The following is a 13987-nucleotide window of genomic DNA, read 5'->3' as shown; positions in this document are numbered from 1 at the left end:
AGGTCTATGCCTTGGCGGCCAGCGCCCGCTGCAGGAACACATACTTCATCGCCGTCTGCGCCGCTTGCGGGCGACGGTCGCCGCGGCCGCCATGTCCGCCTTCCGTCTCCTCGAAGAACAGCGTCTTTTCATGCCCCGCCTCCTGCAAGCGGGCCGCCATCTTGCGCGCATGGCCGGGATGGACCCGGTCATCGGCGGTCGACGTTGTCAGCAGCACCGATGGATAGGCGACATCAGCCTCGACATGCTGATAGGGCGAATAAGCGGAAAGCCACGCGGCGTCTTCCGGCTTTGACGGATCGCCATATTCGGCCATCCACGACGCGCCGGGCGGCAATTGCGTGTAGCGCAGCATGTCGAGCAGCGGCACCTCGATGATGACGGCGCCGAAAAGCTCCGGATGCTGCGTCAGGGAAACGCCGGTCAGCAGACCGCCATTCGAGCCGCCCTGGATGCCGAGCGATTGAGCCGTGGCAATGCCGCGCCTGACGACGTCCTGCGCCACCGCGGCAAAATCGTCAAAACCGTTCTGGCGATTGCCTTTCAACGCCGCCTGATGCCAGGCCGGGCCGAACTCGCCGCCGCCGCGGATACAGGCCTGCACATAGGCATTGCCCTTCTCCAGCCACAGCCTGCCGCGCACGCCGGCATAGCCGGGCAGCAGCGGCACTTCGAAGCCGCCATAGCCATAGAGCAGCGTCGGCACCGGCCCCTTCTGATCGCGTCGCCTGACGACGAAATAAGGGATCATCGTCCCGTCCTTCGAGCGTGCCTCGAACTGCTCGGAGATCAGCGGCGCGGCATCGAAACGCGCCGGCTGCGACTTCACGGTGGCGAGTGTCTCGCCATCATCATCCGACCAGATGATAGAGCTCGGCGTCAGGAAATCTGTGAAGGAGAACGACACGCTGGAACCAAAGTGCTCGGCATGGCTGATACCGACAGTGCCGTTTTCAGGCAACGCTACCGGTTTCATCGACCAGGCGCCGTCCTTGCGCTGGCAGACAATGACCTTGCCGCGCACATTGTCCATCAGGCTGATGAACAGCCGGTCCTGCGTGCGGGCAATGCCAGCGATCGACACGCGATACGCCGGCGCGAACAGGGTTTCGATGGCGCCAAAACTGCCTGTTTCGATCCAGTGCGCGAAATCGAGCGAATAGAGCCCGTCCGGCTGGCACGCCGTACCGTCCGGCGCTGTCCAGGGCGTGCGCACCCCGAACACCAGTTGGTCCTTGAAAAGCGCCGTATCGGTGACGTCGTCAGGCAGCGGGATGCGCCTGTTTTCACCCGACGGGAGATGCAGGAAGCTATGCGATGCGAAGAAATTGAGCGTTCGCGCCAGGAACAGATGGCGCTTGTCGCCGTCGAACTCGACGCCCGCTCCCACGGCGAGATCCTGCTTTTCGGCCTCGAAGATCGGTGTCGCTTCTTCCAGCTTGGTGCCGCGCTTCCAGAGCTTGATCACGCGCGGATAGCCAGACTCGGTCTTGTCAGCCTCCTCGAATGCCGCCGAGACGATGACCGTGTCCTTGTCCAGCCAGCTGAAACCCGACTTCGAGGCCGGGGCACGAAACCCGCCTTCAATGAACGACTTGGTCTCGATGTCGAATTCGCGCATCTCGCTGGCATCACCACCGTCGGGCGACATCGACAGCAAGCAGCGGCTGAAGTCCGGATAGAGCCGGCTGGCGCCGCTGAACACCCATTTGATCCCCTCCTTCGCCGCAAGCTGGTCGAAGTCGATGATCGTTTCCCACACCGGCTTCTCGGTCTTGTAGGAAGCGACCGTCGTGCGGCGCCACAGGCCGAGCGCATTGGTCTTGTCCTGCCAGAAATTATAGACGTGGCCGCCAATGGCATTGCCGACGGCAATGTTGTCCTCGGCCGTCATCAAATCGAGCGCCGTCTGGAACGACGCCTGATAGGACGGATCGCCCTGCAATTGCCCAACCGTGATCTCGTTCTGGCCATGCACCCAGTCGAGCGACTGTTTGCTGGTCCGGTCTTCCAGCCACAGGAAGGGATCTTCAGCCGTGGAATTTGGCGGGGTCTGTGAAGTCGACTTGGTCATATGGTCTCCGGTAAACTCATCAAGGCGCGGTGTCGCAAACATCGTCATGCCACTACCGAAATTCAATTGGAACGCACGAAAGAAGCGATCCCAGCGATACCGTATCAACTGCGAAAACCTTATCGAGCCACGATCGCCATAGGGGGAAACGCGTGCAGCGTCTGTACATTGCGAAAGAGAGATTTGGTCCATCCGACGGCACCGGATGGACCAAATACGTCGAGTGGTCGGGCCTCACCCAACTGACCGAGGTCGTCACACTCGACACAATGCTTTGCCCCGCCGCTCTTGAAGACACAAAGGACAGCTATTGGCCCCACATTGTGAACGAAGATTATATGCTCGATTTCTTCGTCGACCTGAACTTCCTTCTTTCAGAGTTGGCCGATGTCAGCGGCGTCAACATCCTTGGCGTGATTCGAAGACCTTCGACGGACGTGCGCCAACTTGACTGGGACGGATTTGCGTTCCTCGGCTACGACCTGCTGGACCAGGACGTTTCAACAAGCGCACTGACCAACTGCGGTGGCTTTCCAGAAGCATTTGAGAACTCCGAGCTGTCCGATGTCGGACTGATCCCAGACTTTGATCGCGCTGTTGAAATTCAAAGGATTCTGCGCAGCAAATATTACCCGCCAGAACACCATGCCGATTGTGACCTCTGGGCAATTTTCAGACGGCAAAGCAAATGAGAGGCTCAGGCTGATCTGCTGCCAAAAACACTCGCAATCGCCAGTATCAGGCACATCACACCAAGCGTGATCGGCAGGCCCTTTGCGCCCAGCATGTCCATGGCGGTACCAGCCAGCGGCGGCACGGCTATGCCACCGACGCCCCACATCAGCGAGAAGGCGGCGTTGCCGGCAACCAGTGTCGAGCCGGTGAAGCGCTGGCCAAGCTCAATGATCGACATCGTGTAGATGCCGTAGGAAACCGCGCCCCAGACGAAGATCATCGGCCAAATCAGCGGCGTCTCGATAAGAAGCGGCAGAAGACCGCACCCAAGCACGGTCAAGGCAACACACGCAAGTCGCACCAGACGCGCGGAAAGCCTCTCCGCCAGCAGCCCAAGCGGCACCTGCATGGCGATGTTGCCGGCGATCATCACCGACAGCAGCGCCGACATGCGGACCTCCGCAATGCCGTGATGGGTGCCATAGACCGGCAGCAAGGCCAGCGCCCCCTGTTCGAAGCCCGCGGCCACGATGACGGCAAACAAAAGCAGCCACGCCATCGGCACGAAGCCCAGGACGGAAACCTGGTGACCGGCCTCGTCCACCTTCGGTAGGCGCGACAGCACCGACGCCAGGCAGATGCCGCACAGGACGAAGGCGCAAATGCCGACGAGAAAGGGCGGCCATCCCTGCGTGCCCACGGCAAGCAGGCAAAGCGGTCCGGCGGCGAAGCCGGCCGAGATGATCGTCGAATAGACGCCCATGATGCGCCCGCGCCGTGCCGGCGGCGCCAGAGCGATCACCCAGATTTCGCTTAAGACATAGAGCGGATTGGTCACCACGCCGATCAGGAAGCGCAGCGGAAACCAGAGGTAGACATTCTGCGTCCAGCCGATCAGCGCCAGCACGATTGCCGAGAGTGCGGCACAGGTGAGCGCCGCGCGCCCTGCCCCGAACCGTCGCGCCAGCGCTGGAATGAGCGGCGACGAAACGATGAAACCGATCGGTGTCATCGCCGCCGACAGGCCGATCATCGCTGGCGAAACGTCCTGGCGTTGCAGGATGAAGTTCAACAGCGGATAGGACAGCCCCTGCGCGATCGCGAAGACCGAGACGGTGGCGATCACGCCGGTAATGGCGGCCCATTGCATCCCTGCCTGGCTGTTGCCCGAACCGGCCGCAATCATGCCTTGGCGCTCCGGCGTACCGACGAGCGATACAGCGCGAAGATCACCAGCAAGGCATCGAGGCCGATGATCACGATCGGCAGGCCGAGTGGACCAATGCCTTGCATCAGCAGGCCGGCGCCAGGAGGGCCGACGATGCCGCCAACGCCCCACAACAAGGCGAAAGCCGCATTGCCGGTGACCAGCAGCGTGCCCTTGAAGCGGCTGCCGAGTTCGACCAGCGCCATCGTATAGACGCCGTAGCCGACCGCGCCCATCACCAGCAGCACAAGCCAGATCAGCGGGGTCATGATCAGCAACGGCAGCAGAACGGCGCAGACGGTCGTCGCCATGGCACAGGCCAGGATCATGGGGCGGCCACCGAATCGCTCCGCCAGCAGGCCGAGCGGGATCTGCAGCAGGATGTTGCCCAGGGAAAGCGCCATCACCAGCGCTGCGAGGATCGCTTCCGGCAGGCCATAGCCGGCACCGAACACCGGTACCAGCGCATAGGTGCTTTGCTGGACGGCGGCCGAGACCAGAACGGCCAGCAGCAGCGCCGGCGCCAGCCGGGCAAAACCGACAAAGCTGCCGGCGGGCTGGCCGTCATCCTCGAAGCCGGTGAGCTTTGACGAGACAAGGCGCAGGATGACCGCGCAAAGCAAGAATCCGCCGACGCCGACGCTGAACGGAGCCCAGCCCGATGTGCCGACCAGGGTCAAGGTGAAGGGACCGGCGGCGTAGCCGGCGCCCATCAGGGTGTTGAACACGCCCATCACCCGGCCGCGCCGCGAAGGCGGCGCCAGTGACAGCGCCCAGACCTCGCCGAGGATATAGAGCGGGTTGATGACGACGCCGATGATGAGGCGGATGAGATACCAGGCCACCCAGTTCTGCAAATAGCCAATGCCCAGGAAGCACAGCGCGCCGATCAGCGAGCAACCGACCGCCAAGTTGCGCGCGCCGACCAGCCGCACCGCCGCCGGCACGAAGGATGCCGACAGGATCAGCCCAAGCGGCATCATCGCCGCCGACAGGCCGATCAATCCGGGCGACATGCCTTGCTTCTGCATCAGGAGCGTGAACAGCGGCGAGCTCAGCCCTTGCGCGGCGCCGAACATGGCAAGGGCGGCGGTGACGCCAGCAAGCGCTGCCCACTGCGTTCCCGCTTCGCCTTCGCTCGAGCCGGTCGCCACCATGCCGTCATCCATGTGAGATGCTGGCCATGCGGCCAGCAAGCCGACTAGCTACTGACTCGTTTGCGGGAATGGAAGGGCTGGTGGGGAAATCCGCTTGCACCAACAATTCAGACCGATCGGTTGATACCGAGCGGTCTGAAATCGAAGGACGGTTTGGCGCGAGTGCCCGGCTGCGCTTAAAGCTCTTTGTTTTTAAGCATGTCGTTCCCCCAAAACCGAGGTCACTTTTGGGCGCCATGCATTAAGGAAAATACCGGGCAATCGCGCCTTTCTTGCCATCCGCGTAGGGCTTCAGCCACTTGTCGTCGATGGAAATCCCGTCATCGTCCGATGGTCCCTTGCCGATCGTCCGGCGCCAGGCGCGGAATTTGTAGTGGTCGTAGACGTCGAGCATGTGCACGGCGTAGGCTGCGGCAAACGTCTTGTCGCCTTCCACGATCACCAGATTCTCGTCGTTTTCGTAGGACGCCTTGTAACCGAGATTGTGGCTTCCGGTGATGACGGTGGCGTTGTCCTCCATCGGATCGATGATGACGATCTTGTCGTGCACGATCGCATGGCCGACGGTCAGCACCTCGGCCTGGAAGTCGCGCGCGATGGTGGCGCCGGTCAGGTTCGCCGCCCGCACAATGGAGACGTTCGGCGCCTCCCAGACATTTTCCGGATAGACGAAGGGCGACTTGCCGCCGCCCTTGATCGACTTATGTGTGACCGGATCCTTGGGCGGCGCGACATAGTTGGGCATGGCGGTCTCGTCGCTGATGGCGCCCTGCACGATCAGATTTGGATCGGCCTTCGCGGCGGCGACGGCCTGATCGACGATCGAGTTGTCGCCGAGCAATGAAGGGTTGAACACGAGGAACAGAACGGCGCGCTTGGCCGCCTTGATGCGCGCGAAGACATCCTCGAGGTCCACCGGCCGCACAGAAATATCCTTCTTGCTGCGCTTCGGGTCGTTCGGGGAGAACCAGACCGTCATGCCGTCCAGCGCCGAGGTCGCGCCGTTCAGCGGATTGGGCAAATGGTTGTCCCTGCGGAACGGCACACCTTGCGTCTGTGCGACGTGCCCGGCAGCGGTTTCGCTGGCTGGTGGCGGAAACACGTCCGCCTTCATGCGCTGCCAATAGTCATTGAAGACCTCGGCCATCGCGGGATCGTCACGGACAAAGGCATTGTTGGACTGTCCGCAAATGCCCGTCGAGGTCCAGTTGGTGCTGCCGGTCATCACCGCCAGCGGCTTGCCCTGGGCGTCGCGGTAGACAGCGAATTTGTTGTGGCCGATATGGTTGTTGTTGAACAGCCGGTCCGTCACCACCACGCCCGCATCGCGCAGGCGCTGCCTGTAGCGAAAGTTGCCGGCATCCCAAACCTCGGTCTTGTCGTCTTCGGCCGCGTCTGCAAGCTTGCCCTTGCCAGAATTGGAAAGGATGACCTCGACGACATCCTTCGCGGCGATGATAGCGTCGCACAATTCGTCATCACCAAGCTCATAGAGGGCAAGCCTGACCGTGCCGCCCTCGGCCTTGGCGCGTTTCAGGAGACTGGTCAGCACATCGGGCACATCGCCATGCAGATAGGCGCGTATCTTGCTGGTCGGGTCCTGCAGGATCGCAGCGATCTTCTCGCGCTGCCCGACCTTGATGCCGGCCTTCTGCAACGCGTGCGACATCCATTGTGTCGACAGCACGCCATTGGTGAAGGCGACACGCGCCTTGCCGAACATCTGTCCCAGGAAGATCGGCGGGCTGACGGCACCCTGGCCGAGATAGCCGAGCGGCCGCGCCGGTCCGGTATAGGCGGGCTTGTCGTCGACGACCTATCGGGGCGTACCGGCACGGGATCGAGGCCCGGTTTCATGTCGCCGACCGGACGCACCCGGTAGGCGATCATCTCGCCGTCCGGCCTGACGTCGATGCTGTCGCGCCGGCGCCGCACGGTGAGATCGCGCCAGAATGTCTTCTGCACCGGCCACACGCCGGTGTCCTGCGGAATCCATCGCGGATTGCGCTGCCCCTTGAAAGGCACCCAGGACGCCAGGCAGCGTTCCTCGCCTGTCGCGGGATAGAGGCGAACGATCTCGAAGCCGAGGCAGTCAGGGATCATCCCGTCAATATCCCAGGCAAGGAAGGCGACTTCGTTGTTTGTCGCGGCACGCACTTTGACGACATCAGGCATGGCTGTCCCTCCAGAAAAGTTCAACGTGCAAGTATGTCAGAAGTAAAAGACAGTACTGTAACGCACTTCAAATTGGCATCCAACCGATCGGCTGCACTCAGGCCCTGCCGGTGCACCGGTGCGGCCAGGACGAATGTCGCGGCGACGCAACTGCCGTTCCGGCATGTCGCTTCCCTCGCCCTAGTGGTCGCCGCCTCCGCAATGGCCGGCGGGCCGCCGGTCCATTATGCCGGCCGCTATCGCATCCTACGAGGACCATCATGACCGCCGCCCTACAACCCCTAGAACCGGCCCAGGCACCTGACCGTGCCCGCCGTGGCGGCCGCGCCGGAAAGCGTGCCGGAGGCTCGGCCGCGTTCGAGCAGCCGGCTTACCGCCAGCTGAGAAATCCGCTCACGCCGACCAAGCTGGTCTCCGATGACGAGCTCGAATCGATCCACCTCGCCTCCTTGCGCGTGCTCCGGGAAATCGGCGTCGACGTTCTGCACGACGAAGCCCGCCGCATCATGAAGGCGCATGGCGCCGATGTTCGCGAAGGCTCGGAGCGGGTGCGCTTCGACAGCGACATGATCCTCGACCTGGTTTCGAACTGCCCGTCCGAATTCACCATCCATTCCCGCAATCCCGCGCACAATGTGCGCTTCGGCGGCGACAATCTGATCATCTCGATGATGGCCTCCGCGCCCAATTGCTCCGACATCGATCGCGGCCGCCGGCCGGGCAACCAGGCCGACTACCGCAACTTCCTGCGTCTGGCGCAGATGCACAACATTCTGAACTGCACCGGCGGCTACCCGGTCGAGCCGACCGATATCCATCCGTCGGTCCGCCACCTCGAATGCGTCCGCGACCTCGCCACGCTGACCGACAAGGTGTTCCACATCTATTCGCTGGGCAAGGAGCGCAATGTCGACGGCATCGAGATCACCCGCATCGCGCGCGGCATCAGCCACGAGCAGTTGCTGGAAGAGCCGTCCGTCTTCACCATCATCAACACCAATTCGCCGCTCAAGCTCGACGTGCCGATGATGGAAGGCATCATCCAGATGTCGAGCAAGGGTCAGGTCGTCATCGTCACCCCGTTCACTTTGTCGGGCGCCATGGCGCCGGTGACCATCGCAGGCGCGCTGGTGCAGCAGAATGCCGAGGCATTGTCCGGCATCGCCTTTGCCCAGATGGTGCGCAAGGGCGCGCCGGTCGGTTATGGCGGCTTCACCTCCAATGTCGACATGAAGTCCGGATCGCCGGCCTTCGGCACGCCGGAATACATGAAAGCGCAGCTCGTCGGCGGCCAGCTCGCCCGCCGCTACAAGATCCCCTACCGCACCTCCAACACCTGTGCAGCCAACACGGTCGACGCGCAGGCAGCTTACGAAAGCGTCTTCTCGCTGTGGGGCGCCATCCAGGGCGGCGGCAATCTTATGATGCATGCCGCCGGCTGGCTCGAGGGGGGCCTGCGCTGCTCCTATGAGAAGACCATTCTCGACATCGACCTGCTGCAGATGGTGGCCGAATTCCTCACCCCACTAGACATGTCCGACGAGGCGCTCGGCTTCGACGCCATCCAGTCAGTCGGCCCCGGCGGCCATTTCTTCGGCACCCAGCACACTCAGGACCGCTACAAGAACGCCTTCTATTCACCGATCCTGTCCGACTGGCGCAATTTCGAGACCTGGGCGGAAGCCGGCTCGCCGACGGCGATGGAAAAGGCCAACCGGGTGTGGAAGGAACGGCTGGCGTCCTACGAAGAACCCTACATGGACCCGGCAATCCGCGAAGAGCTCAACGCCTTCGTCGAAAAGCGCACGTCCGAAGGCGGCGCGCCGACCGATTTCTGAGCGGCAAGCCCCGTCGCCACGCCCGCTCACCAAAACCTGATTCAGTTACGCAAAAACGGACCTATCTTCATGAAATCCCACGTTAAAGCGGTTGTCATTGGCGGCGGCGTCGTCGGCTGCTCGGTTCTCTACCATCTGGCCAAGGCCGGCTGGACCGACATCATGCTGATCGAGCGCTCGGAACTGACCTCCGGCTCGTCCTGGCACGCGGCGGGCGGCTTCCACACACTCAACGGCGATCCCAACGTCGCCAAGCTGCAGGCCTATACGGTGCAGCTCTACAAGGAGATCGAGGAAATCTCCGGCCAGTCCTGCTCGCTGCATCTGACCGGCGGCGTGATGATGGCCGATACGCCCGAACGCATGGACTTTCTGCGGCTGGCCCACGCCAAGGGCCGCTATCTCGGCATGGACACCGAGCTAATTACCCCATCCGAAGCCAAGGCGATGTTCCCGCTGATGGACGAGACCAATTTCGTCGGCGCCATGTGGGACCCGGTCGAAGGCCATCTCGATCCCTCCGGCACCACCATCGCCTACTCCAAGGCGGCCAAGAAACTCGGCGCCGACATCGTGCTGCGCAACCGCGTCGTCGACCTGACGCAGCAGCCGGACGGCACCTGGAACGTCGTCACCGAACAGGGCACGGTCCACGCCGAGCACGTCGTCAATTGCGGCGGCCTGTGGGCGCGCGAGATCGGCCGCATGGTCGGCGTCGAACTGCCGGTGCTGGCCATGGAGCACATGTATCTGCTGACCGAGCCGATGCCGGAGGTCGAGGAATTCAACAAGTCGACCGGTCGCGAGATGATCGGCGTGCTCGACTTCAAGGGCGAGATTTACACCCGCCAGGAGCGCAACGGCATCCTGCTCGGCACCTATGAAAAGGCCTGCAAGCCGTGGTCGCCGGTCAACACCCCCTGGGATTTCGGCCACGAACTGCTGCCGCCAGATCTCGACCGCATCGCGCCGTCGCTGGAGATCGGCTTCAAGCATTTCCCCGGCATCGAGAAGGCCGGCATCAAGCAGATCATCAACGGCCCGTTCACCTTCGCGCTTGACGGCAACCCGCTGGTCGGCCCGGTGCAGGGCCTGACCAATTTCTGGTGCGCCTGCGCCGTCATGGCGGGCTTCAGCCAGGGCGGCGGCGTCGGTCTCGCTCTGTCCAACTGGATGGTGCATGGCGATCCCGGTTTCGACGTCTGGGGCATGGATGTCGCCCGCTTCGGCGAATGGGCCGGCCTGCGCTACACCAACGCCAAGGTCCGCGAAAACTATTCGCGCCGCTTCTCCATCCGCTTCCCCAATGAAGAGCTGCCGGCGGCACGCCCGGCGCAGACGACGCCGCTCTACGACACGATGCTCGCCAACAATGCCGTCATGGGCGATAGCTGGGGTCTGGAAACCCCGCTGTGGTTCGCGCCAAAGGGCAAAGAGCCCAAGGACATCGTCTCCTTCCACCGCTCCAACGATTTCGGCCCGATCGGCGAGGAAGTGCGCGCCACGCGCGAGCGTGTCGGCGTCACCGAGATCGCCAACTTCGCCAAATACGAAGTATCGGGGCCGGGCGCGGAAGAATTCCTCAACCGGCAGATGACCAACCGCATGCCGAAGACCGGCCGCATCGTGCTGACGCCGATGGTCAACGAATTCGGCAAACTGATCGGCGACTTTACCATCGCCAAGGCCGCTGAAGACCGCTTCATGATCTGGGGCTCGTCGGCCGCGCAGAAATACCACATGCGCTGGTTCGAAAAGCATCTTCCGAAGGATGGCCCAAGGGGATCAGAGGTGCGCATCCACCGCTTCGACCAGACGCTTGTCGGCCTGTCGATCGCCGGGCCGAAATCGCGTGACCTCCTGCAGAAGCTCGTCGATGTCGACATCTCGACAAAAGCCTTCCGCTTCATGGATTTCCGCGAAATGGCGGTCGGCGGCGCGCCGTGCATGGTTAACCGTATCACCTACACCGGCGATCTCGGCTACGAGATCTGGATGGCGCCGGCCTATGAGCGGCTGGTGTACAAGGCGATCAAGGATGCCGGCGAGGAATTCGGCCTGGTCGATTTCGGCATGCGCGCTTTGCTGTCTATGCGCCTGGAAAAGAACTTCCCGACCTGGTTCCGCGAGCTCAGGCCGATCTACGGACCGTTCGAAGGTTCGATGGACCGCTTCATCAAGCTCGAGAAGAACGATTTTATCGGCCGCGAGGCCGCCGCCAAGGAACAGGCGGAAGGACCGAAACTGCGCCGTGTCTCGTTCATCGTCGACGCTGCCGATGCCGACGTGATGGGCGACGAGCCGATTTGGGCCAAGGTCAGCAAGGATTATGGCACGGTGGAAAAGCCGCATGGCTACGGCGCGCCGCGTTTCGATACATCCGGCAAGGAAATCCGTGGTTCCAAAGCTGCTGAAGGCGCTTCTGCCGTGCGCGGCATCGTCGATGGCGACTGGCGCGTGGTTGGCTGGGTGACGTCGGGCGGTTATGCCCACTATGTCCAGAAGTCGATGGCGCAGGGCTATGTGCCGGCGGCCCTTGCCGAAGACGAGAGTGCCGGACTATTCGAGATTGAGATCCTCGGTCACCGGCGCCCGGCGCGCATCAATGTCGAGGCGCCCTTCGACCCGAGCGGCGAGAAGATGCGGACCTGAGTTTCGACGATGGACGCCGCGGGGGCCAAAGGCAGCTTCGGTCGCCATCGCAAGATCATGCCGTTTGTATCAGGATCGGTCGAGGCTTTGCGCGACGCCTCCCGCCAGAAGGCGGCGTCACTCAACCAGCATGTGCTCGGCTATGGCGTCCAGGCTGAAGCGGAATGGGCGGCGGCAGGCATTGCCGCGCCCGATCTGCCGGCGATGCGCAAATACCGGCTGCAGCGGATCCGCGCCGAACTGAAGCGGCGCGGCTATGCCGGCGCCCTGCTCTATGACCCCGTCAACATCCGCTACGCCACCGACAGCACCAACATGCAGCTGTGGGTCGCGCACAATCCGACGCGTCATTGTTTCGTCGCCACCGAGGGGCCGGTGGTGCTGTTCGACTATTTTTCCTGCGAGCATCTGTCCGACCATTCCGGCGTCGTCGACGAGGTACGGCCAGCGGTATCTTGGATGTATCTCTATGGCGGTGAGCTGACCGAGCAGAAGGTCCGCCGCTGGGCCGCCGGTATTGCCGATCTGGTGCGGGAACATGGCGGCGGCAACAACCGCATCGCGGTCGATCACCTCAATCCGGAAGGTGTCGAGGAACTCGCCCGCCTCGGCATTTCGATCGGCAATGGCGAAGCGGTGATGGAGAATGCACGGCTGATCAAATCGCCTGATGAAATCCTCGCCATGCGCCGGGCGATCGTCGCTTGCGAGGCGGCAATGGGCGAGATGGAACAGGCGCTGAGGCCCGGCATCTCCGAGAACGAATTGTGGGCCGAACTGCATCGCGGCAACATTGCGCGCGGCGGCGAATGGATCGAGACGCGGCTGCTGGCGTCAGGCCCGCGCACCAATCCGTGGTTCCAGGAATGCTCGTCACGCATCATCGAGGCAGGCGACCTCGTTGCCTTCGATACCGACCTGATCGGCCCCTATGGCTTCTGCGCCGACCTGTCGCGCACCTGGCTGTGTGGCGATACAAAGCCGACCAACGAGCAGCGCGACCTGTTCCGCATCGCCGCCGACCAGATCATGCACAACACTGAATTAATGCAGCCAGGCATCTCGTTCCGCGACCTTGTCGAACGTTCGGTCGTGCCGCCGGGCGACTGCTTCCCGACGCGCTACGGCGTGCTCTATCACGGTGTTGGCCTGGCCGACGAATATCCTACACTGCCGCATGCCAGCGACTGGACGTCAGACACGCCGGACGGCGTGCTCGAACCAGGCATGGTGTTGTGCGTGGAAAGCTATATCGGCAGGCTTGGTGGGCGCGAGGGCGTCAAGATCGAGGAGCAGATCCTGATCACCGGGACCGGCAACGAGCAGCTTTCAACCTACCCGTTGGATGCGAGGCTGCTCGGATAACCCGTCAAGGGCCTCGCGCATGGCCCGGACTGTGTTTTCCGGCGTCGTTGCGGCGGTGATGAAGGGCAGGCCTTTGCGCCGTGCCGTCCAGCCGACGATGGCCACTTTCCGCGCCGCCGGTTCGAAACGCTGCGCCAGCGCCCAGCTTTCGCAGTCGATCGCGGCTATATCAGCCTTACCTTCCGCGACGGCGACGATCGAGGCGCGATGGCCACCGCTTGCGCTGCGCGAGGAAAAGATGTCGAGGCTTTCGCCGGCCGCCTGCAAATCGCGCGTCAACCCGATGATTCCAGACATCGAATCGGTGCCATTGAAAGTGAAGCGCTTGCTGCGGATGAGATCGAGCGGCAGCGAGGCCTTGCCGTCCGCGGGTGAGCGGAGCTCCGGCCCCTCGCCCGTCCGCATCACCAGCGCGCTTGAATAGAGTTCGCCCCGCCCGCCTTCAAAGGCGTCGTAGCTCGGTTGGCCAACCACTTGCACATGGCTCGACAGACCCAGTTCCATCGGCCCCCAGCACGTCTGCGCGAACAGCAGCGCCGGGTGCAGCCAAAGTTTGTGATGATCGAGTTCGTCGGGCGGCAATGCCGCCGGATCGGGCGCGATCAGCTTGCCCTCGGCATCGCTAATACCGCCCGGCACCGGCGGCAGATCGCCATTGCGGTGCACGATGGTTTGCGGCGCATCGATACCCTTCTGCCGGAAGGCGTCGCGCAAAAGCGCCCATTGCGCGTCGACCTCGCCGCGGACTTCGGGCCAGTCATACATCGGCAACGCCGCAATCAATTCACTCATGCCGATATCAAATCATCACGTCTGGAGAAAGGATCGCAAAAACGCGGCGCCC

Annotated in this window: 9 protein-coding genes; 4 read left to right on the top strand and 5 right to left on the bottom strand. The window is 62.9% G+C overall.

Annotated features, from left to right (window positions below; translation table 11 throughout):
- Positions 1-4 precede the first annotated feature (4 nt).
- Entirely contained in the window at positions 5-2074 is a 2070-nt protein-coding gene (locus EB235_RS19190; RefSeq protein WP_027029445.1) for a prolyl oligopeptidase family serine peptidase, read from the bottom strand.
- 152 nt (positions 2075-2226) lie between these two features.
- Here EB235_RS19190 and EB235_RS19185 point away from each other — a divergent pair, with 152 nt between their 5' ends.
- Positions 2227-2766 (top strand): hypothetical protein, encoded by a 540-nt coding sequence (locus EB235_RS19185; protein WP_027029446.1) that lies wholly within the window; start codon positions 2227-2229, stop codon positions 2764-2766.
- Positions 2767-2771: 5 nt separating this feature from the next.
- On the opposite strand, the gene EB235_RS19180 is transcribed toward EB235_RS19185, so the two are convergent.
- The 3 genes from EB235_RS19180 to EB235_RS19170 form a co-directional block, all read right to left on the bottom strand.
- On the bottom strand, positions 2772-3935 hold the full coding sequence (locus tag EB235_RS19180; protein ID WP_051429589.1) for an MFS transporter: 1164 nt from the start codon (positions 3933-3935) through the stop codon (positions 2772-2774).
- Entirely contained in the window at positions 3932-5113 is a 1182-nt protein-coding gene (locus tag EB235_RS19175) for an MFS transporter (protein WP_027029448.1), read from the bottom strand. The genes EB235_RS19180 and EB235_RS19175 overlap by 4 nt, the downstream gene beginning before the upstream one ends.
- A 241-nt stretch (positions 5114-5354) precedes the next feature.
- Positions 5355-6836 carry a phospholipase D-like domain-containing protein gene (locus EB235_RS19170; protein ID WP_245268765.1) on the bottom strand — a complete coding sequence of 494 codons (1482 nt, stop codon included), beginning with the start codon at positions 6834-6836 and terminating at the stop codon, positions 5355-5357.
- A gap of 712 nt (positions 6837-7548) precedes the next feature.
- Between EB235_RS19170 and EB235_RS19165 the strand changes: the two genes are divergently transcribed.
- From EB235_RS19165 to EB235_RS19155, 3 genes are all read left to right on the top strand, one after another.
- Positions 7549-9126 (top strand): trimethylamine methyltransferase family protein, encoded by a 1578-nt coding sequence (locus EB235_RS19165; RefSeq protein WP_027029449.1) that lies wholly within the window; start codon positions 7549-7551, stop codon positions 9124-9126.
- Between the two features lie 69 nt (positions 9127-9195).
- Complete coding sequence (locus EB235_RS19160; protein ID WP_027029450.1) at positions 9196-11778, top strand: GcvT family protein; 2583 nt, start codon at positions 9196-9198, stop codon at positions 11776-11778.
- Positions 11779-11787: 9 nt separating this feature from the next.
- Positions 11788-13143, top strand: a complete 1356-nt coding sequence (locus EB235_RS19155; RefSeq protein WP_027029451.1) for a M24 family metallopeptidase — start codon at positions 11788-11790, stop codon at positions 13141-13143.
- Here the strand turns inward: EB235_RS19155 and EB235_RS19150 are convergent.
- A complete protein-coding gene (locus tag EB235_RS19150; protein WP_027029452.1) occupies positions 13108-13935 on the bottom strand; it encodes a phosphate/phosphite/phosphonate ABC transporter substrate-binding protein in 828 nt (275 codons plus the stop codon). The two genes, EB235_RS19155 and EB235_RS19150, sit on opposite strands and share 36 nt — an antisense overlap.
- Positions 13936-13987: the final 52 nt, after the last annotated feature.

The organism is Mesorhizobium loti R88b (assembly GCF_013170845.1).
GTDB lineage: Bacteria > Pseudomonadota > Alphaproteobacteria > Rhizobiales > Rhizobiaceae > Mesorhizobium > Mesorhizobium loti_B.
The sequence above is the reverse complement of the archived record's forward strand: the minus strand, read 5'-3'. Positions and strand labels throughout refer to the sequence as shown.